Genomic DNA, 20,185 nt, shown 5'->3' with positions numbered 1-20,185 from the left:
GCGTTACGGGATGGCGGTGATGGTCACCGTCGACCCGGCGGACACGCGCGAGCCGCCGCCCGGATCCTGCCAGATGACCTGGGACTTGTCGGAGGCGAAGAGCCCGTTGACCTTCACCTGCAACCCGGCGTCGCGCAGCGCGGAGCGCGCCTGGCTCACGCTCATCCCGGTCACCGAAGGCACGGTGATGCGCGAGGCCATCGTCACCGTCACGCGGTTGTTCGACGGGTCGACCCGTCCGCCCGCGGACGGGCTGGTGGAGACGACGACGGAGCCGGAGCCGGTCTCGCCGGTCAGGTCCGCGACCAGGCCCGCGCGCTGCAACAGCTGCGTCGCCTCGGCCCCGGTCCTGCCCGTCACGTCGGGCACCGTCAACGCGTTCGAGACCAGCAGGGTTACACTGCCGCCCTTGTTCACCTGGCCGGACGGATCGGTGCCGAACACCTTGCCCGCCTCGGTCGAGGAGTCGAACTGCTGCTTGGTCTCCTTGACCGTCAGACCCGCCGAGCGCAGGATCGACGTCGCCTCGTCGGGCGACTTGCCGCGCACGTCCGGGATGGTGACGGGCTGGTTGCCGGCGGAGGCGACCACGGTCACCGTCGAACCGACGGACACGCGCGTGCCCGGCGTGGGTGAGAGGCCGATGACGCCGCCCTGCGGGACGTCGCGGCTGAACTGCGCAGGGCCGCTCTTGGCCACGAGTCCGTTGTCGCGCAACAGCTTCTCGACGTTCTCCGGGCTGTCTCCGGCGCGGAACTGCGGCACCACGGGACGCCCGCGCGAGTACTTGACGGTGACGGTGCCGAACCGGCTGATCCGGCTGCCCGCGGTGGGATCGAGGCCGGTGACGGTGTCCTCGGTGACGTCGTTGCTGAAGGAGCCGTCGAGCTTCACGTCGAGCCCGGCGTCCTTGATCGCCTTCTCCGCAGCCGGCCGGTCCATCCCGGTCACGTTCGGGACCGAGGTGTACTGGCCCGAGGCCAGCCACCAGCCGCCGACCGCGAGCAGCAGCGAGACCACGGCGATGATCGCGACGATCGCCCAGGACTTCGCGCGGCCCTTCTTCGGCGCGCCGACCCGCTCGGGCGGCGCGGACTCGGACGGGAGCGGCTCGTGCATCGTCTCCGCGCGCGTCGGGTGGGGACCCTGGGGCAGGGGCTGGGCGACGGTGCGCGGCGGCGCGACGGGCGGCACGGTCCCGGGCAGCGGGGCACCGGGCATGAGCGCGCCGGTGGGTTCCGCGGCGGCGGGGATCAGCGGCTGGCCGCGCTGCGCGTCGTACATCGCGGCGGCCGCCCGCTGTTCGGCGCTGGACTGCGGCGCAGGGACGGTGAACGGCGGCAGGTCGAGATCCTCGGCGATCGCGCTCAGCGCGTCGGCCATCGCGAAGCCGTCCGCGTAACGACGCGACGGATCGCGGTCGGTGGCACGGGCCACGAACTCGTCGAACTCCGGCGGCACGCCGGCGATGGCGGCGCTGGGCGGCGGGACGTCGTTGTGCAGGCGCTGGTAGGCCAGCGAGATCGCCGTGTCGCCGGTGAAGGGGACCTGTCCGGTGAGCAGCTCGTAGGCCAGGATGCCGCTCGAGTACACATCGGAGCGGGCGTCGGCGTTGCCGGATTCCACCTGCTCGGGGGACAGGTACGCGGCCGTGCCGAGGATCACCGACGAACTGGTCACCGACGCGGCGGCGATGGCCCGGACCAGCCCGAAATCGGCGACCTTGACCTCTCCGCCGTCCGAGATGAGCACGTTCTCCGGCTTCACGTCGCGGTGCACCAGGCCGGCGCGGTGCGCGGTACCGAGCGCCGTGAGCACCGGTCCCATCACCGCGGCCACGGCGTGCGGCGGCATGGGGCCGCGTTCGCCGAGCAGTTCGCGCAGCGTGCCGCCGGTGACCAGCTCCATCACGAGGAAGGCCAGCTCACCGTCGACGCCCTGGTCGTACACGGCCACCAGGCCGGGGTCCTTGAGCTTGGCGACGGCGCGGGCCTCGAACTCGAAGCGGGAGACGAACTGGGCGTCCGCGGCGTACTTGGGGTCCATCACCTTGATGGCGATCGGACGGTCGAGTCGCAGGTCGAGGCCCATGTAGACGGTGGACATGCCGCCACGCGCGATCACCGCATCGATGCGGTAGCGCCCCTCGATGCGGGCGCCGATCAGGCGGTCGCGCGGAGTGTTCACCTTCTTCGTGTCCTCTCGATATCCGGCGGTGTCGACAGTTCAGCCTAGCGACCCCGGGGTGGGAAGGTCCGAATCCCGTCGCTGGGTACAGTGTGACGGTGAGCTCCATCCCGTTCGTCAGCGACGATCTGCTGCCCGAGGGCACTTCCACCTACAACACCGCCACGGTCGCGAAGGGCCTCGGCGTGTCGCAGTCCAAGGTGCTGCAGCTGCTGCGCGACCGCCAGTTGATAGCGGTGCGGCGCGGCGGTGACATCCACATCCCGCGCCTGTTCTTCGGCGAGGTCGACGGGCGGTTCTCCATCGCCAAGCACTTCACCGGTCTGCTGAGCGTCCTGCACGACGGTGGCTTCCGCGACGACGAGATCATGCGGTGGCTGTTCGAGCTGCAAGAGGACCTCGACGCCGCGCCTGCGGAGCTGCTGCACACCGACTCCGCGCGCGAGATGATCCGTCGCGCGCAGTCGATGGCGTTCTAGAGCGCGCCAGCGGAGCTGCTGCGGGGCTGATGCCGGCCTGCGGCGGCGCAAATGCGGGACCTGCCGCAGCGCGGCTGCGGAGGGGGCTGATGCGACCTGCCGCAGCGCGGCTGCGGACAGCGGTGCGTCGGTCTTTCGCTATACATTTCTGGCATACCCGAGAACATCCAGGTCAGAGGCTTTTTCTGGGACAGCGGCTATACGGATTCCGAATACCCTCGGATCGCGGACGGTCGGCTCCGCTCGCGTCGACGTTTCCTGTCAGTGCCGCGCGCTACGGTTCCGCCATGTCCGACATCGAACGCTTGCGGTTGGTGGCCACGGTCGCGCGCACGGCGAGCATGAACGTGGCCGCGCAGGTCCACGGAACCTCGCAGCCCTCCGTGACGCGCGCGGTCGCGGGGATGGAGAAGTTGCTCGGATTCGCGCTGTTCGAGCGCGGCTCGGCCGGCACCACGCCTGCGCCCGGTGCGCTGCCGGCCCTCGCGGTCATCGAGCGTGTCGTGGCGGGCCTCGACGAGTTGCGCGAGCTGGGTTGTTCCTCCCGCTCCACGATCAGCGTCTGCCGCACGCTGAACGTCTACCTGCCCGATTACATCGAGGGCCGGATCACGCGGTGGAACCGCGCGCACGAGGTGCAGGTCGAGCAGTGCATCGTCGACGATCCCGTGGCCGCGTTGCGGTCCGGGGAATGCGATCTGGCGGTCGTGCACCTGACGGGCCCGATGCTCGAGGGCGTGGAGACACAGGTCGTCCGGGCGCTCGGACGGGCGGGGCGTGTCGAGCTGCTCAACCGGCCGGCGCCGTCGGGGCGAGTGGCGGCGTTTCTGAAGTATCTGGGGTGAAGCGGGCTCGTGGGTGGCGCGGTCGGGGCGTACGGCTGTGCTTCTGAAGTACGTGGGGTGATGCGGGCTCGTGGGTGGCGCGGACGGGACGTACGGCCGTGTTTCTGAAGTCTCTGGGTCGAAATGAGCTCGTGGGTGGCGCGTCGGGGTGTGGCCGTGCTCGTGGCGAGGCATATATGCAATGCGTATAGCCGCTCCGAAACAACCCCCTTGACCTGCTTGTTTGGGGTATGCGGGAATCGCATAGGTAGTAGCGAGAAACGATCGCCATTCTGGGCCTCCATCTGGCACTGCCCACCCGGCCCTGCGGACCCAGCGCCGTCCATCCGGCCTTGCCGACCCGGTGCCACCGATCCGGCGTAGCCGACCCGGCTCCGCCGATCCCGCCGATCCGGCGCCACAGCGCCGGCCGGCCGCGGCTGACGCGGCGCGGCTCAGACCGCGGGCGCCAGGCCCAACCGCGGCCGCATTCCCAACGGGTCGGGCCGCAGCAGCGACCAGCCGGCCAGTGCGCCCAATGCCGCCGCGAGCGCCACGTTCCACAGCGAGTACAGGCCGATCGAGCCGGTGGGCATGAACACGACCATCAGCCAGACCGACAGGCCGGCGATGATCGCCAGCGTGCGCGGCGACCAGACGAACGCGCCGGCCATCGCGAGCGGCCACGTGTAGTACCAGGGCAGTGACGCGGGGGAGAGCACGCACACCGCGAGCAGGCCCAACAGGATGCCCATCACGTTGCGCCGCTCGTCCTGCCGGAACCGCCACCACAGCACCACCAGGGAGATCGCGAGCGCCGCGATGCCCAGGGCCCGTGTGACGATGAGGATCGGCGCGAGGTGGAGATCGGTGAAGGGCGCGGCCACGAAAGCGGTGATCTGCGCGATCGCCGTCGGCAGTGTGATGTAGTTGATGATCTTGATGGACCCGGCCAGCGCGGTGGTCCAGCCGAGGCCCACGCCCGCGATGAGCGAGAACGCCGCGAACAGCGCGACGAAGATCCCCAGCGATGCGGCCAGCGCCGTGCCGAAGGCCTTCACAGCCGACTCCTCGGGGTTCGCCGCGCGCCGATGGTGGAACCAGATCCACACCACGAAGGGCAGCGCGATCGCCGCGGTGCCCTTGACCGCGACTGCCGTCACGATCACCGCGACGCCGAACCAGTGCCGCCCGTCGAGCACCAGCGCGACGCCGGCGACCATCAGCCCCACCATGAGCGCCTCGTTGTGCACGCCGCCCACCAGGTGCACGATCACCAGCGGGTTGAGCACCCCCAGCCACAGCGACACCGCGGGCTTCGCCCCGAAGTGCCGCGCCAGCTTGGCCACGCCCCACACCGACAGCGCGATCCCGGGCAGCATCACCACCCGCAGCGCGATCACGCCGCCGAGCACGTTGTCGCCGAGCACCGTCGTGATCCCGCGCGCGATGAGGATGAACAACGGCCCGTACGGCGCCGTCGTAGTGGTCCAGATGCCGCTCACGTCGTCGAGCAGGCCGTTCGGATTGACGACGGGGCCGTCCACGTACGGGTCGTAACCGTCGCGCAGCAGTGCGCCCTGCGCGAGATAGGAGTACGCGTCCCGCGAGTACAGGGGCACGGCCACCAGCAGTGGCACGATCCACAGGGCGACGGTGCCCGCTACGTCCCGGGCCTCGAGCCGCCCGGCGAGCGCGGCGCGCCCCAGCCGGATCCAGGCGATCACGAGCAGCGCGATACCCGTCCAGAACAGCACCGAACTGAGCACCAGGCCGTGGCCGAACCGCAGCCACGACAGGTGGGTCGACTCGAGCGTCGTGTCGTGCACGCGGATCGCGCCCGCGCCGAAGCTGCCGAGCGTGGTCACGACGGCGCCGGCCAGCCCGAGCAGGGCGGGGCGGCCGTCTGCGGACCGCAGGTAGTCGCTGTAGCCGCGCACGGCGGGCATGAGTGATCCGGACATCCCCGCCAGTCTAGGCCGCGGCGGATCGCCCCAGCGCAGGACTCGGCACCGTCGGGCCGCCGCGCCGCCGCCTACTGCCCGTCCAGCCCCGCGTACACGGCCACCGGGCCGCCCTCCAGGACGTGCACGGCGACCGGGGTCTCGAAGATCCCGGTGAGCAGCTCGGCGGTCATGATCTCCGACGGTGCGCCCGAGGCCGCGATGGTGCCGTTCTTGAGGGCGACGATGCGGTCCGAGTAGGCCGCGGCGAAGTTCAGGTCGTGCACCACCAGGATGATCGTCTTGCCCAGCTCGTCCGCGGCGCGGCGCAGCCGGCGCATCATGCTCACCTGGTGCCGCATGTCGAGGTTGTTGAGCGGCTCGTCGAGCAGGATCACGTCGGTGTCCTGCGCCAGCGTCATGGCCACGTAGGCGCGCTGACGCTGGCCGCCCGACAGCTCGTCGAGGAACCGGTCCGACAGGTCGGTCAGGCCCAGGAAGCCCAGCGCGTCGTCGACGTGGCGGACGTCCTCGGCGGTCATCCGCCCGCGGCTGTGCGGGAACCGGCCGAACGCGACCAGATCGCGCACCGTCAGGCGGGCGTTGACGCCGTTCTCCTGCCGGAGGATCGCGAGCCTGCGCGCGACCTCGGTGGGTTTCATCGAGCGGATGTCGACGCCCTCGAGCAGAGCCGTCCCCGAGTCCTGGGTCAGGAGCCGCCCCAGGATGGTCAGCAGGGTCGACTTGCCGGCGCCGTTCGGCCCGACGAGCGCGGTGACGCCGCCGCGGACGAACTCCCCGGACACCGGGCCGAGCACCACGGTCTCGGCGTACTTCTTGGTGAGATCCGCGAACGCGATCGCGGGTGCCGTGTCGGCGTGGGAAGTGGCGTCGTGCACGCTGCGGTTCACATGGTCCCCCTTCGGCGGAACAGCATGGCGAGGAACAGGATCCCGCCGACGAACTCGATGATCACGGTGAGCATCCCGTTCGCGTAGAAGATGTTGTGCAGGACGAACTGCCCGGCGGCGAGCATGATCACGCCGAGCAGGAAGGCCATCGGCAGCGTCGCGCGGTGCCGCCAGTCTCCCGCGAACTGGTAGGCGAGGATGGCGATGATGAAGCCGAAGAACATCATCGGCCCGACCAGCGCGGTGCTGATCGACACGAGCACGGCGATGAGGACCAGCGCCAGCGTGAGCTCGCGCTGGTGGTTCACGCCCAGGCCCATCGCGGGATCGCGACCCAGCAGCAGCACGTCCAGGACACGCCGGCGGCGCCACACGATGACGCCGACCACCAGGCACGCGGCCACTGCGATCGGCAGCAGGTCGGCGTTGACCGCGGTCAGCCTGCCGTACAACTTGATCGACAGCGCGTCGAACTCCGTGGGGGAGAGCAGGCGCTGGAGGAACTCGGCCAGCGCCCGGAATGCCAGCCCCAGGACGACGCCCGCGAGCAGCAGCAGGAACAGGCTCGCGAACCGCCCCGAGAACAGCCAGCCGTAGAGCACGGCGGCGAAGGCCACCATGGCCGCGGTCTGGGCGACGAACTGCGGCACCGAGTCCGAGTTGTCCACGAACCGGCCGCCGACCAGGAAGACGCCCACGGTCTGGATCAGCACGTACAGCGAGTCCAGGCCGATGATCGACGGGGTGAGGATCCGGTTGTGTGTCACGGTGTGGAAGAGCACCGTCGACAGGGCGCCGCAGAAGGCCGCGACGAGAACGGCGGTGGCGGTGCGCAGTCGGCGCTCGAACGAGAGCCCGAACTGGAAGTCCCAGCGCAGCACGTCGTCCGCGCCGGTGCGCATCAGCAGGTACAGGGCCAGGGACACGACGGCGAGAACGGCGGCGATCGCCAGCCGGGCCCGCCAGCCGACCCGGCCCGCGGCACCGTCGACCGACGGTGCCGCGGTTGCCTCAGAGAGCGACACGGTTCCTCCTCGACAGCACGATCGCGAGGAACGTGATCGCGCCGATCACGCCCATGATCACGGACACGGGGATCTCCATGGGCCGCACCACGACCCGGCCGATCAGGTCGCAGCCCACGATGAGGACGGTGGCGAGCACCGCGACCCAGGGCAGGCCGCTGCGCACGTCGTCGCCGCGCAGGGCGCTGATGAGGTTGGGGACCACGAGGCCGAGGAAGGGGATGAACCCGACGACCACGCTGGTGACGCCGGAGGCCAGCGCGACCATGGTGACGCCGATGCCCATCGTGAGCCCGTAGCGCAGGCCGAGGCTGGTGGCGACGTCCTTGCCGAGCCCGGCGATGGTGAAGTAGTTCGCCAGCAGGAAGGTCGCGACGGCGATGATCGCGACGGCCCAGAGCGGCTCGTAGAAGCCGCGGACGATGTGTGCGAAACCGCCGGAGCGCCAACTCACGACCGCCTGCAACAGGTTGGCGCCTATCGCGAGGTAGGTCGTGATCGCGCTCACCACGGCGCCGAGCATGAGGCCGACCAGCGGCACGATCGCCGAGCGGCGAGCGCGGATCCGGGAGATGAAGCCGAGAAAGATCAGGGTCCCGGCGAACGCGGTGGCGGTGGCCACGACCATCCGCACCATCGGCGTTGCGCCGGGGAGGTAGAGCATGCACAGCAGCACGCCCAGGCCCGCCCATTCGGCGGTGCCGGCTGTGGTCGGTTCCACGAACCGGTTCTGGGTCAGGCGCTGCATGATGACGCCGGAGAAGCTCATCGCGAGACCGGCGAACACGAGTGCCGCGGTGCGCGGTACGCGGGAGATGAAGAACATCCGCCACATGTCGTCGTCGCCGGCCAGCAGGCCCGCGAGCGTGATGTGGTACTCGCCGGTCATCAACGACAGGGCCAGCAGCACCACACAGGCGACGGCCAGGAGGGGCAGCGCGACGCGCCCCAGGCGGGCCCCCTTCCGGGGACCCGCCTGGGGCGGTGCTGCGGTATGGGTCGCCGTCACTTCTTGGCGGCGATGGCCTTCGCCAGTGCTGCGTAGTTCTCGCCGTAGTTCTGGATGCCCTCGCGGAGGTAGAAGTCGTTGTCCAGGTAGAAGATCCGGTCCTTCTGCTGGAACTCGACGCCTGCGAAGGCCTGTTGCGCCTTGAAGGTCTCGGCGGCCGTCTGCGGCTTGCTGCCGTCGGTCGGCGGGACGGCGGCGTCGCGGTCCATGACGATGACCCACTGCGGGTTGGCCTGGGCGATCGCCTCGGGCGTCAGGCCCGAGTTCTGGTGGTGGTCGCCGGCCTGGCCCGCGAACACGTCCTTGAGGTTCAGCGGGGCGATGAAGGGCTGCATGCGCTTGGCGCCGTTGTCGATCTTGCCGCCGTTGACGATCGAGAGGAACACGCTCTGACCGGTGGCCTGCGCCTTCGCCGCCTCGAGGTTCTTGTCGAAGTCGGCGACGATCTGCTGCGCCTGCTCGTCCTTGCCGAAGATCTTGCCCAGCGTGATGGTCGAGCTGCGCATGGTCTCGACGCGGCCCTTGGGCGCGCCGTCCTCGGCGGCGATGTCGATGAACGCCGCACCGGTCTTCTCAGCGATCTTCTTGATGTCGCCCTCGGACTTGGCGAAGCGGTAGCCGCCGATGATCAGGTCGGGCTTGACGTCCTCGATCACATCGAACTTCGGCTCGGCGTGGGTGCCGGTGTCCTTGACGTCCTGGTTCGAGATCCAGTCGCCCAGAACGCTCTTGGCGAACAGGCCCTTGGGGATCGCGACGGGGGTGATGCCGAGGGCCTTGACGGTCTCCGCGCTCGTGTTGTCGAGGACGACCACGCGCTTCGGGTTCTTCGGGACCTGCACGTCACCCTTGTTGGTGCTGACGGTGATCTTCTCGCCCGATGCGGCGGGCTTGTCGTCGTCGGCGCTGGTGGTGGAGCAGCCGGCGAACACGAGGCTCGCGGCCATCAGCGCAGCCGCGACGGGCGCGGCCTTGCGGGAGCGGGTGAACATGCGGGGGTGACTCCTTCTCGCTGGTGCTTCACGACGGTGACCGTAAGCCGTTGGTAAAGGCTCTTAGGTAAACGGAACCATACCCAGGGGTGGCTAGGTTTGCCTAACCCGGGGTCGCGAAGGTAGCGGGAGGAGTCAGGCGGCGCGGTCGACGAGCACGGCGGCGAGCCGGGCCAGGACCGGTCGCGCACCGTCGGCGATGGGGGCCTGCGCGATGGCGGAGGTGGCCCGGGCCGTCAGCTCCTCGACCCGCGCCTGCATGGCCGACGGTGCCCCCGTCGCCCGGAGCGCCGCGCGGGCGCGCTCGACGCCCGCATCGTCGAGGTCGGTGCCGACCAGGCCGCGGAGCTCGTCCGCGGCGCCGCCGCCGGTCGCCAGGGCGTGCGCGAGCATCGGCGTGTGCTTACCGGAGCGCAGGTCGTCGCCCGAGGGCTTGCCGGTGACCGCGGGGTCGCCGAAAGCGCCCAGCAGATCGTCGCGCAGCTGGAAGGCCACGCCGATGTCGACGCCGATGGCGCGCAGTGCGGCGATCGTCTCGTCGGAGGCGCCGGCCAGGGCGGCGCCCACGTGCAGCGGCCGCTCGACGGTGTAACCCGCCGTCTTGAACCGCACCACGCGTTCGGCCGCGTCGGCCGACTCGTCGCGGGCGGCCTCGCTCACGATGTCGAGCAGCTGGCCGCCGAGCACCTCGGTGCGCATCGCGGCCCAGGCGCGCGCCGCGCGCAGGTACCGCTCGGGCTCGAGGCCGGCCCCGAGGAACATGTCGTCGGCCCACGCCAGCGCCAGGTCGCCGAGCAGGATCGCCGTCGCCTCCCCGAACTTCTCCGACGATCCGGACCAGCCCCGCTCGGCGTGCACCTGCGCGAACTCGCGGTGGGTCGTGGGGTAGCCGCGGCGGGTGAGCGAGGCGTCGATGATGTCGTCGTGGATGAGTGCGCACGCCTGCACGAACTCCAGAGAGGAACAGGCCCGCAGTGCCGCCTCGGCCACGGCACCGTCGGGCCGCCCGCCGCCCGCCAGCCACCCCGTCCAGGCGAAGGCGGGGCGAATTCGCTTACCGCCGCGCAAAACGAAACGCGCCAGGCCGGCGGTGGCCTCCGCGAACACCGGACCGACGGGTTCGACCAGGTCACGGCGCTCTTCGAGGAAGGTTTCGAGCTGCGGCTGAACGGCCGCCGCGATATCGGCGAGGGCGGTCCGGGGCGGGGCGACGGGCAGCGTCATACCGGCAAACCTATTCTTAAAGCGTGACCGAACAAAGCCGGACCGTACTCGACCGCCTCGACGCCGTGCGCGCGAGCGGGCGAATGCCGTTCTCGGTCGAGTTCATGCCGCCGCGGGACGAGGAGGGCGAGGCCCGGCTGTGGCGCGCCGTCCGGACCTTCGAGCGGATGGACCCGGCGTTCGTGTCGATGACCTACGGCGCGGGCGGCTCGACGCGGGACCGCACGGTGCGGGTGACCGGCGAGATCGCCGAGACGACGACGCTGCTGCCCGTGGCGCACCTGACCGCCGTGAACCACAGCATCACGGAACTGCGTGCCCTCATGGGAGCGTACGCGGACCGGGACGTGCGCAACGTGCTCGTGCTGCGCGGCGACCCGCCCGGCGACCCGCTGGGGCGCTGGGTGCGGCACCCGCAGGGGCTCAAGTACGCCAGCGAGGTGGTCGAGCTGGTGCGCGAGCTGGGTGACTTCCACGTGGGCGTGGCGTCCTTCCCCGAGGGGCACCACCGCTCGCCGGACCAGGAGTCCGACATCCGGTACTTCGCGAACAAGCTGCGGGCCGGCGCTGATTATTCGATCACCCAGATGTTCTTCGACGTCGACGACTACCTGCGGCTGCGGGATGCCGTGACGGCCTTCGATCCGGAGCAGGGCGCCAAGCCGCTGATCCCCGGCATCATGCCGATCACCTCGCTGAAGTCGGTCTCGCGCATGGCGGAGCTGTCGAACGCGAAGATTCCGGATGCGATGCGCGCCGAGCTGCGCGCCGCCGCCGGCGACGGCCCGGAGGAGAACCGCGCCGCCGTGCGCGCCGCCGGCATCGAGATCGCCACCCGGATGGGGGAGCGGCTCATCGCCGAGGGCGCGCCGGCGCTGCACTTCTGCACCCTGAACTTCGCCAAGGCCACCTCGGAGGTCCTGGAGAACCTCTCGATGCTGCCGGTCGGCGTCTAGGTCCCGGCCCGGGGCGCGTCCGCCGCGAACGCGGCGACCGCCTCCACCATCCGGTCGAGGCCGGGCTGCTCGAGCGGGTAGTGCCCGGCGTTCTCCAGGAGCACCGTCGCCACGGAGACACGGGTGATGCGATCCAGGAAGGGCGCGGAGAGCGCCAGCGGGGTCCACCGGTCCGCGGCGGGCTGCGTCAGCAGCACCGGGCAGACGTCGAAGTCCTCGGGCGCGACCGCGGGCCGGAAGTTCAGGTACGAGTCGAGGAACGCCACCGTCACCAGATTGCCCGCCGAGGTGCGGTCCGCGTAGCAGGCGCGCTTCGCGGCGCGGTCGTTGACCAGCGCGCGCATCTTGCTGACCAGCTTCATCGGCACCCGTGCGCCGCGCAGCGGGGTCCGCGCGAGGGCCTTCATGACCGGTGCGCCGAGGCTGCCGGTGACGGGGTCGAAGGCGGTGTCGCGCCGGACCTTCGCCGACTGCTGGTCGAGGAAGGTCATCCCGACGATGCCGCTGACCCGCCCGTTGACCGACGCGACGTGGTAGGTCTCCATGCCGCCCGCCGACAGGCCGTACAGCACGATCGGCCGGTCGTCCTTCGCGAGCTCGGCGTCGACGAGGTCCGAGCCGATGCGCACCCAGTCGTCGTAGGTGACGAGCGCGCCCGGCGCGACCTCGGTGACGCCGTAGGTGGGCATGTCTATCGCGATGGTCTCGAAGCCGCGCTCGGCGAGCGGCCGGCCGAGGATCGTCGACATCTGACGGCCGTTGGTGCCCACGCCGTGCAGCAGGATCACCTTCACCGCCGCGTCGGGGTCGCGGTAGGTGTCGAGGTGGATCCGGTGGCCGTCGTGCTCCCACCACTCCTCGACCGGCTCGGTCGCGGGCGTGAGCCGGTACGCCGGCGGGAGGAAGCCCTGGATGGTCCGCCAGGCGGACTGGTCGGCGTAGTTCATGACCACGATGGTTCACCATCTTGCACGGCACGTGCAAGGTCTGCTGTTTTCTGTGAGTGGGCCGCGGTCAGCGCTTGAGCTTCTCGCGCAGCCACTGCGGGAGTTCGATGAGCGACTCGGGCTCGGCCGATTCCTGCCCCGGCTTGGGACTGCGGTCGCGGCGGACGTAGGCCACCGCTGCCACGACCGCGGCCGCGAGGAAGGCGACCAGTGCGGTGATCCACGCCCACTCCGTGAACGACGCGATCGAGGGATCCGCGTACTCGGCCTCGGCGGTCAAGGACGCGGAGGTACCGGCGTTGAGGGTCCAGGTCACCAGGTCGTCGGCCTCCTGCTGGCCGTTCGTGGCGGTGACGGGGCCGGGGAACTGCAGCTGTACGACGATCACCGCGGAGTTCGGGGCCAGGGACGACAGGTCCGCCGTGCCGGAGAGGACGACGGCGCTGCCCGTGCGCTGCACCCGCATCTTGATCGAGGCCGCCGACGTGTCGAAGGCCTGTGAGACCACCTCGCCCAGCTGGTTGAACTGGCCGAAGGTGATGGTCGTGAAGATCATCTGGGTGCCGACTTTGCCGTTCGAGTCGTACGCCTTGACCTCCGCGAGGCCGCGCAGCTCGCCGGGCGCGGCCAGCTGCGGCCCCTCGGCGTTCGACGCCGGAGTCTGCGCGGCGACGATCTTGCCGGACATCCGGTCGCCGGGGCCCGGGCTCGAGCACGCGGCGGGGGCGGCGACGAGCAGTAGTACCGCCAGCGCCGCGAGCATCCTTCGGAGAGTCACGGTCGCCATCGTGCCAGGTGCCCCAGGTCGCGGGCGAGCAGCCGCGCCGCGATCCGCCCGCTGGATCCGTTCACGCCGCCACCGGGATGCATCGACGCGCCCGCCAGCGCCAGGCCCGGCGCCCCGGGGACCCGGCCGCCGGCGAGCTCCGGGACCGGCCGGAAGAGCAGCATGTTGTGCAGCGCCATCTCGACGTGCATGACGTTCCCGCCGAGCAGGCCGAGCTCGCTCTCCAGGCTCGCCGGGGTCTGCACGTACCGGTGCTCGACGGTGTCCGCGAACCCGGGCGCCCAGCGCTCCGTCTCCGCGACGATCCGGTCCGCCTCGCGCTCCGCCACGTCGGCCCAGGCGCCCTCCCCGAGTGCATAGGGATACCACTGGGCCCACAGGGTGGTGTTGTGCCGGCCCGGGGGTGCGATCGACGGGTCCAGGCCCGAGAAGGTCATCGCCAGCACCGCGGGCCGACGGGGCGCATCCCCGGCCAGCATGTCGCCGCGGGCGCGGGCCAGGTGGCCGCGGTCGGCGGTGAGCAGGCCGAGCCCGGCCTGATCGGCGAGCGGCACCCCGTCGAACGCGGGCGGTGCCGTCGTGCCGAGCCGCAGCACCATCCCCACGCCGGGGCCCACCTGAATACTGCGGCGCCACGCCGCGATCCGCCCGGCGTCGTAGCCGCCGCGGGCCAGCAGATCCAGGGTGGTCAGGACGTGGCAGCCGGCGAGCACGGTGCGGGCCCGGACGGTCCGCGCACCGTCGGGCCCGGCGACGGTGACCTCCCACTCCCTACCGGACCGGCGAAGGGCCCGGACGGGCGTCCCGAGGGCGACGGTGCCCCCGTCGGACGTCAGGCGGGAGATCAGGGCCGCGGTGAGTGCGCCGCTGCCGCCGACGGCGCGGCCGGGCGGAAGCGTGTGCATGAGGGCGGCGAAGCCGACCATCGGGGCCGTGCCCGGCTCGCTCATCGCCGGTCCGGACTGCGCGCCGAACCAGGCGAGCGCCGCCTTGAGCCGCTCGTCGTCGAAGTACTCGTCCAGCAGCTGGTCGCCGGAGGCGAGGTAGGTGCGGGACATCTGGGTGATGCTCGTGCGGCCCTTGGTGGGCCAGAAGGCGCGGCCGAGCCGCGGCGCGGTGGGGGACGCCCCGAACGCGGCCATGGTCGCCCTCGCGCGCGGCGTCCAGTCCACGACGAACCGACGGTACGCCGCCGCCTCCCGCGCCCCGCACGCCGCGGCGATGGACTCCGCGGTCGCGTCGAGATCCCGGCGGAAGACGATCGCCGGCGCGGTGGAACCGGGTGGCGTGGGCGCGAACGCCCACGGGTCGCAGTCGAGGTAGCGCAGGCCGTGTGCCGCGAGATCGAGCTCCTCGGCGATCCCGGTGTGCCGGAACATCAGGTGCGCCGACGAGCCGCGATCCACGCGGTGGCCCGGGAACCGCTCGACGGTGCTGACCGCGCCGCCCGGCACCGTGTCGGCCTCGAAGACCGTGACGGAGCGGCCCTGCGCCGCCAGGTACGCGGCGCCGACCAGCGCGTTGTGGCCGGAGCCGACGACCGCGACGTCGACCTGGGCGGTCATCGTGCGGGTGCGGTGAAGGGCGGGGGAGCGACGAAGGGCAGATCGTGGCCGAGGACCGCGAACGGGCGCGGGTCGCCGGAGAATCGGAAGTCCCGCAGCACGTCGTAGAAGCCGGTGCGGCGGTAGAGCTTCCAGGCCCGGTTCTGCTCGGCGGCGACCTCCGGCGTGGAGAGCAGGACCCGCGGCTCAGGGCGGCCCGTGAGGAGCGCGGTGAGCAGCGCGTTGCCGATCCCGTGGCCCTGAGCCGCCGGATGCACGTGCAGCTCGGTCAGCTCGAAGTAGTCGCCGGCCACGGCCTCGATCCCGGCGGGGGGCAGGCCGCGCTGGCGCAGGCCCACGCGGAGCTGGCGGTTCCACCACTGGTCACCCGCGCCGCTGTAGCCGTAGGCGATGCCGACGAGATGGTCGACGGGGCGCCCGTCGGCCGTGGGGAGCGCCTGGACGGCGCCGAACGCGGCGTACCCGGGGCGGTTCAGGTGTTCGCGCCACATCGGCAGACGGTGCGCCTCCGTTCCCGCCGGGTAGTCCATGGCCGCCACGTAGATCTGCAGGGCCGCGGGCAGCCACAACGTGGCGTCGTGGGGGGAGAGAGCGTGGATCCGTGGGGCCTGCGGGATCACTGCGCTCACGGATCGACCTTTCCCTTGACGTGTCGGACACTCACGCTATATTAGAAGTGATCGAATGATTGTTCGATCACGGACCATCGGATTGGCGCGCATGTTCTGGCGCCGGGGCGGGTACGTCGGTCCCGGTCCATCCGGCGGGGCTGGCGCGGAACGAGGGAAGCGTTACGTGTCAGTCCCGTCCGGTACAACACAGAGGTAGCAGCGAAAAGGTTCACGGAGCAGGAGGAAGGTCATGGTCGAATCGAAAGCGCGGATCGATCACGTCGGGTCCCGCCGGCGCGTCGGGGAGTCGGGCGCGGCCCGGATCCTGGACCGTGCGGACCAGTTCCTCGCCCGCGCCGGCGGCTCGCCGGCGCCCGCCGATCAGTACCGCGAGATCTACCACGCCGCGTTGCGCGGCGCGGCCGCTCTCCTGGCGGAGCGGGAGACGGGCGTGCGCCGCCCCACGCGCAACGCGTGGCTGCGGCTCGCGAAGGCCGCTCCGGGGTACGCGGAATGGGTCGCCTACTTCACCTCGGTGTCCGGTGTGGTCGCCGCGCTGGAGACCACGGCGCGCACCGTCAGTGCCGAGGAGGTGGCCGTGCTGCACGGCCGCGTGCAGAGCTTCCTGAATTCCGTCGAGTCGGACCTGAGTCGCGCCGCATAAATCTCACAGTGGGCGCTAATTGTTCGGTGGATGGTGGTCGTGTGCTCGCAAGCCTCGTATCATGGAGCCAGGAGTTGGACCCCATGAGTGCTGAAGGAGGGGAACGTGCCACTCTCCGAGCACGAACAGCGCATGCTCGACCAGATCGAGAGCGCGCTCTATGCCGAGGACCCGAAGTTCGCGTCGAACGTACGCGGCGGCCGGTTCGGCGGCGCTTCGGGCAAGCGTCGCGTGTTCGCCGCGATCGGTTTCGCGGTCGGACTGATGCTGCTCATCGCAGGAATGTTGCTGCCCAAGGTCGAGTACACCGTGATCGTCGGCCTCATCGGCTTCCTGCTGATGTTCGGCTCCGTGATCTACGCCCTGTGGTCGGGGCCGTCCACCAAGGGGCCGCGCGGCACCGTCGGTGAGGACGGTTCCGTCCGTGCGCCGTCCGGTCGCGGGCGCGGTGTGAAGGGGGCCCGTGCGTCGGGTCAGTCCTTCGTCGCCCGCATGGAAGAGCGCTTCCGCCGCCGTTTCCCGTGAGCTGAATCGTACGAAACGAAGCCGCCGACCGATGGTCGGCGGCTTTTTCGTTGCGCCCTGAGCGAAACGCGCGTCGCCTGCCCGGGCGGGCTCCCGCTGTGAATCCACGGCTCAAACGCACACGAGGCCGAATCCGGCTTCCCGTGCAGCTGAGCCGTGGACTCACGGCGTGGGCTGCTCCAGCGGCACGACGTCCGGCTTTCGTCGACGGAGCCGGTCGCCGCTTCTGAGGGGAATCCGGCTTCCCGTGGGGTGGCGGCGTGGCGTGGGGGATGACGGCGCCGCGTGGGGGACGACGCCTCCCTTATGAAACGCCCGGCGTCCGGTGGGGGACGAGCCGCGGGGTGGGGGATTCGGTGTCGCGCGGGGGACGGCCGGCGTCCGAGGAAGGCATCCGCGCCCGCCCCCCGCCGGCCTCCTGCCGCCGGCCCCGTGTCGCCCTACCGTCCCCGTGCCGCCGGTCTGACGGTCTGACCTTCCCGCGGGGTTCTCCTCCTCCACATCGGTTTGCAACCCGATACCGAGTGAGAAATCCCCGCGGGAGGCCGGTCGGACCGCGTCTCCCCACTTCTCCCCACCCTGTTTCCCCACTTCTCCCCACGGGCGGTCTCACCGCGCTCAGTCACGCCTCAACAGTCACATAGATCGCTGTGGTTGCGACCTGCGGACAGGTGTGACGAAGTCCGACGCGCCGGGTGGAGCTGCGTCCCCCACTTCTCGCCACAGGTCTGACCTGCCACGATTCTGAGAAAGCGCCGCGAAACGCGCCCTGATGTGGTTGAAAGTGGCGCATGGTGGGGTAATGTGGGGCGCACTGGAGAAAGACGCGCTAGTCTGAAGTCTCGATCCAGTGACAACCCCGACGGGGGAGGCGGGAGGTGGCCGTGATGTTCACGGGTACCTACACGCCGAAGCTCGACGACAAGGGACGGCTCACCCTCCCCGCGAAGTACCGCGAGGAACTGGCGGGTGGGCTCACGATCACGAAAGGACAGGATCGAAGCCTCACGGTGTACCCGAAGGCGGAGTTCGAGCGCATCGCCGAGAAGGCCGATGCCATCGAATGGACCGACCCCGCGGGACGCGCCTTCTACCGCAACTTCTTCGCCAGCTCGGACGATCAGCGTCCCGACTCCCAGGGTCGGATCTCGCTCTCGACCGATCACCGCCGCTACGCAGGCCTCACCAAGGAATGCGTCGTCGTCGGATCGCGGAGGTTCCTGGAGATCTGGGACGCGGAGGCGTGGGACGCCTACCAGGCGCAGCACGAAGACGACTACGCGCAGCCGCAGTCGGAATCGCTCAAGGCGATCTTCTAGGTCGCGCACCACAACCCGTAGCAGCACAGCAGCGCACGTCCGCGACGAGGTGGACCGAGGCCTGCGCCCGAATCGGCCCTGACGTACTTCCCCAACGCCAGGTACGGGTCGGGCGGGGACCCCGCTTCATCCGCCGGAACTCATCGCCACAGCACCGCCCATCGCCAATCCCCGTCGTGCTCTGGAGGAGCCATGCCCGATTTCGGTCACGTGCCGGTCCTGGCGACCCGGGTACGCGAGCTCCTCGCTCCGGCTCTACAGCACGACGGTGCCGTCTACGTCGACGCCACACTCGGTGCCGGCGGCCACTCCGAGCTCATGCTCGAATCCTTCCCGAACATCCGCGTCGTCGGCCTCGACCGGGACGCCGACGCGCACGCCATCGCGGGCGATCGCCTCGCGCGGTTCGGCGACCGGTTCATCCCGGTCCACACCCGGTACGACGGCATGGCCGACGCGCTCGGCGAACTCGGCATGAGCGGCCCGGGCCGCCCCGGCGTCCAGGCGATCCTGTTCGACCTGGGTGTGTCCTCCATGCAGCTCGACCGCGTCGAGCGCGGCTTCGCCTATTCGGTCGACGCGCCGCTCGACATGCGGATGAACGCCGAGGATCCACTCACCGCGGCGGACGTGCTCAACACCTACTCGCACGGCGATCTCGCGCGGATCCTGCAGCGCTACGGCGACGAGCGGTTCGCGGGCAAGATCGCCTCCGCCGTCCTCAAGGAGCGCGAGAAGGAACCCTTCAGCACCAGTGGGCGCCTCGTCGAGCTGCTCTACGCGACGATCCCCGCGCCCGCGCGCCGTACCGGCGGTCATCCCGCCAAGCGCACCTTCCAGGCGCTGCGGATCGAGGTGAACGCCGAGCTCGCGTCGCTCGAGGCCGCGGTCCCGCAGGCGCTCGACGCGCTCGCCCCGGACGGTCGCGTCGTCTTCCTGAGCTACCAGTCGCTCGAGGATCGCATCGTCAAATCGGCACTGGCCGAACGCATCCGCTCGACGACCCCGGCGGGGCTGCCGATGGACCTGCCTGGCACCGGCGCGACCTTCGAGCTCCTCACCCGCGGCGCCGAGCGCGCCACCGACGACGAGATCGCCGAGAACCAACGGGCGGCGCCGGTGCGCCTGCGCGCCGCCCGCCGCCTCGACACCCCCGACCACCGGACCCGCAGCACGAGGAGCGCGCGATGACCGCACCGAACGCGACCCAGGCACCGTCGACCCCGGACACCCGGACCCGCCGCGCCCCGGCGCGACGGGACGGCCGCGACACCTCTCGGCCGCGGTCGAGCTCGGCGCAGCGGGCGCTCGACCGGCGGCAGAAGCGGCTCGATCAGCAGCGCGCGGTCCTCGACGCGGGCGGCACCCTCCGCGAGACCCCGGCCGAGCGGGCGCTGCGGCGACACCGCGACGGCGCGGACTCCGCCGGGCTGATGTCGAAGCTGCCCACGCCGCGCGTCCTCGTGCGCCGTGTGCCCTTCGTGCTGGCGCTGATCGCCCTCGTCTGCGCGGGACTCGGTCTGACGCTGTGGCTCTCGACCGGCAGCGCCGAGAACTCCTACGACCTCAGCAAGCGCGAGGCCGTCAACAACACGCTCGCGGAGAAGAAGGCCGCGCTCGAGCGCGACGTGAAGTCGGGGGAGAGTGCGCCCGGCCTGGCCGAGCGGGCCACGGCCCTCGGCATGGTCCCCGCGGGCAACGTGCCGGTGCTGGTCGGGCAGCCGAACGGCAAGGTCGTCGTGGTCGGCAAGCCCGCGCCCGCCACCGGCGTGGCCAAGCCGGCGCTCAACCCGCCCGCACCGACCTCGGGCGATCCCAGTGGCGCCACGTCCGACGGATCCGGCACGCCGGTCGCCGGGAATCCCGGGCCCGCACCGGCCGGCGGGGAACAATTGGTCACCATGAACCCCGGCAGCCCGACCGTCGCGAACGCGCCGACGAGCGCACCGTCGACGGCTCCGCAGACCCCCGCGCAGGGCCAGAACCCCGCGCCCGCACCGACTCCCGCGCCCGCACCGACTCCCGCGCAGGCCGCGCCCACGCAGGCCGCGCCGACCCCGGCCCAGCAGGCGCCGGCCCAGGGAACGCCCCGGTGACCCGCGCCCAGCGCCCGCCGACGAAGACGCGGCCCGCGGCCCGCACCGGCACGCCGCGCGCGGCGGCGGCCCCGAAGGCCGGACACCAGTCGGCGCGCGCCCGCGTCAAGGGCGGCCGCGC

The 20,185-nt window shown here is 71.1% G+C and carries 19 protein-coding genes; 8 read left to right on the top strand and 11 right to left on the bottom strand.

What is annotated here, in order from left to right:
• Window positions 1-3 precede the first annotated feature (3 nt).
• Window positions 4-2,187, bottom strand: a complete 2,184-nt coding sequence (gene pknB, locus AXK60_RS01425; RefSeq protein ID WP_068569202.1) for a Stk1 family PASTA domain-containing Ser/Thr kinase — start codon at window positions 2,185-2,187, stop codon at window positions 4-6.
• 98 nt (window positions 2,188-2,285) lie between these two features.
• Between pknB and AXK60_RS01420 the strand changes: the two genes are divergently transcribed.
• Window positions 2,286-2,666 (top strand): Rv2175c family DNA-binding protein, encoded by a 381-nt coding sequence (locus tag AXK60_RS01420; RefSeq protein ID WP_068569890.1) that lies wholly within the window; start codon window positions 2,286-2,288, stop codon window positions 2,664-2,666.
• 287 nt (window positions 2,667-2,953) lie between these two features.
• Window positions 2,954-3,511, top strand: coding sequence for a LysR family transcriptional regulator (locus tag AXK60_RS01415; protein WP_068569201.1), 558 nt, complete (start codon window positions 2,954-2,956; stop codon window positions 3,509-3,511).
• 434 nt (window positions 3,512-3,945) lie between these two features.
• Here AXK60_RS01415 and AXK60_RS01410 read toward each other — a convergent pair whose 3' ends face one another.
• From AXK60_RS01410 to AXK60_RS01385, 6 genes are all read right to left on the bottom strand, one after another.
• Complete coding sequence (locus AXK60_RS01410; RefSeq protein ID WP_068569200.1) at window positions 3,946-5,454, bottom strand: alpha-(1->6)-mannopyranosyltransferase A; 1,509 nt, start codon at window positions 5,452-5,454, stop codon at window positions 3,946-3,948.
• A 71-nt stretch (window positions 5,455-5,525) separates the two neighbouring features.
• A complete protein-coding gene (locus AXK60_RS01405) occupies window positions 5,526-6,344 on the bottom strand; it encodes an iron ABC transporter ATP-binding protein (RefSeq protein ID WP_280512870.1) in 819 nt (272 codons plus the stop codon).
• The gene (locus AXK60_RS01400) at window positions 6,341-7,369 is read right to left on the bottom strand and encodes an iron chelate uptake ABC transporter family permease subunit (protein WP_175399906.1); all 1,029 of its coding nucleotides are present in this window, start codon (window positions 7,367-7,369) and stop codon (window positions 6,341-6,343) included. The genes AXK60_RS01405 and AXK60_RS01400 overlap by 4 nt, the downstream gene beginning before the upstream one ends.
• Entirely contained in the window at window positions 7,356-8,321 is a 966-nt protein-coding gene (locus tag AXK60_RS01395) for an ABC transporter permease (RefSeq protein WP_068569887.1), read from the bottom strand. The genes AXK60_RS01400 and AXK60_RS01395 overlap by 14 nt, the downstream gene beginning before the upstream one ends.
• Before the next feature lie 53 nt (window positions 8,322-8,374).
• On the bottom strand, window positions 8,375-9,370 hold the full coding sequence (locus AXK60_RS01390; protein WP_068569199.1) for an ABC transporter substrate-binding protein: 996 nt from the start codon (window positions 9,368-9,370) through the stop codon (window positions 8,375-8,377).
• Window positions 9,371-9,505: 135 nt separating this feature from the next.
• Window positions 9,506-10,594, bottom strand: a complete 1,089-nt coding sequence (locus AXK60_RS01385) for a polyprenyl synthetase family protein (RefSeq protein WP_068569198.1) — start codon at window positions 10,592-10,594, stop codon at window positions 9,506-9,508.
• Window positions 10,595-10,677: 83 nt separating this feature from the next.
• Between AXK60_RS01385 and metF the strand changes: the two genes are divergently transcribed.
• Complete coding sequence (gene metF, locus AXK60_RS01380) at window positions 10,678-11,550, top strand: methylenetetrahydrofolate reductase [NAD(P)H] (protein WP_244881016.1); 873 nt, start codon at window positions 10,678-10,680, stop codon at window positions 11,548-11,550.
• On the opposite strand, the gene AXK60_RS01375 is transcribed toward metF, so the two are convergent.
• From AXK60_RS01375 to AXK60_RS01360, 4 genes are all read right to left on the bottom strand, one after another.
• A complete protein-coding gene (locus AXK60_RS01375) occupies window positions 11,547-12,497 on the bottom strand; it encodes an alpha/beta hydrolase (protein WP_068569196.1) in 951 nt (316 codons plus the stop codon). The genes metF and AXK60_RS01375 overlap by 4 nt on opposite strands.
• A 67-nt stretch (window positions 12,498-12,564) precedes the next feature.
• Window positions 12,565-13,275: an LppM family (lipo)protein gene (locus tag AXK60_RS01370; RefSeq protein ID WP_139057684.1), complete on the bottom strand. Its 711-nt coding sequence runs from the start codon at window positions 13,273-13,275 to the stop codon at window positions 12,565-12,567.
• Window positions 13,272-14,849, bottom strand: coding sequence for a phytoene desaturase family protein (locus AXK60_RS01365; RefSeq protein WP_068569194.1), 1,578 nt, complete (start codon window positions 14,847-14,849; stop codon window positions 13,272-13,274). The genes AXK60_RS01370 and AXK60_RS01365 overlap by 4 nt, the downstream gene beginning before the upstream one ends.
• Entirely contained in the window at window positions 14,846-15,478 is a 633-nt protein-coding gene (locus AXK60_RS01360; RefSeq protein WP_068569193.1) for a GNAT family N-acetyltransferase, read from the bottom strand. The genes AXK60_RS01365 and AXK60_RS01360 overlap by 4 nt, the downstream gene beginning before the upstream one ends.
• Window positions 15,479-15,710: 232 nt before the next feature.
• On the opposite strand from AXK60_RS01360, the gene AXK60_RS01355 reads away from it, so the two are divergent.
• The 5 genes from AXK60_RS01355 (at window position 15,711) to ftsL (ending at window position 20,064) form a co-directional block, all read left to right on the top strand.
• Window positions 15,711-16,124 (top strand): SAV_6107 family HEPN domain-containing protein, encoded by a 414-nt coding sequence (locus AXK60_RS01355; RefSeq protein ID WP_068569192.1) that lies wholly within the window; start codon window positions 15,711-15,713, stop codon window positions 16,122-16,124.
• A gap of 105 nt (window positions 16,125-16,229) precedes the next feature.
• Window positions 16,230-16,649, top strand: coding sequence for a DUF3040 domain-containing protein (locus tag AXK60_RS01350; RefSeq protein WP_068569886.1), 420 nt, complete (start codon window positions 16,230-16,232; stop codon window positions 16,647-16,649).
• 887 nt (window positions 16,650-17,536) lie between these two features.
• Window positions 17,537-17,968: a division/cell wall cluster transcriptional repressor MraZ gene (gene mraZ, locus AXK60_RS01345; RefSeq protein WP_068569885.1), complete on the top strand. Its 432-nt coding sequence runs from the start codon at window positions 17,537-17,539 to the stop codon at window positions 17,966-17,968.
• A gap of 192 nt (window positions 17,969-18,160) precedes the next feature.
• Window positions 18,161-19,159 carry a 16S rRNA (cytosine(1402)-N(4))-methyltransferase RsmH gene (gene rsmH, locus AXK60_RS01340; RefSeq protein ID WP_068569191.1) on the top strand — a complete coding sequence of 333 codons (999 nt, stop codon included), beginning with the start codon at window positions 18,161-18,163 and terminating at the stop codon, window positions 19,157-19,159.
• A complete protein-coding gene (ftsL, locus tag AXK60_RS01335) occupies window positions 19,156-20,064 on the top strand; it encodes a cell division protein FtsL (RefSeq protein WP_068569190.1) in 909 nt (302 codons plus the stop codon). The genes rsmH and ftsL overlap by 4 nt, the downstream gene beginning before the upstream one ends.
• Window positions 20,065-20,185 lie beyond the last annotated feature (121 nt).

Origin of the sequence: Tsukamurella pseudospumae, from assembly GCF_001575195.1 — a bacterium.
GTDB lineage: Bacteria > Actinomycetota > Actinomycetes > Mycobacteriales > Mycobacteriaceae > Tsukamurella > Tsukamurella pseudospumae.
Note: the sequence above shows the minus strand (reverse complement) of the source record. Positions and strands in the feature narration are given on the sequence as shown.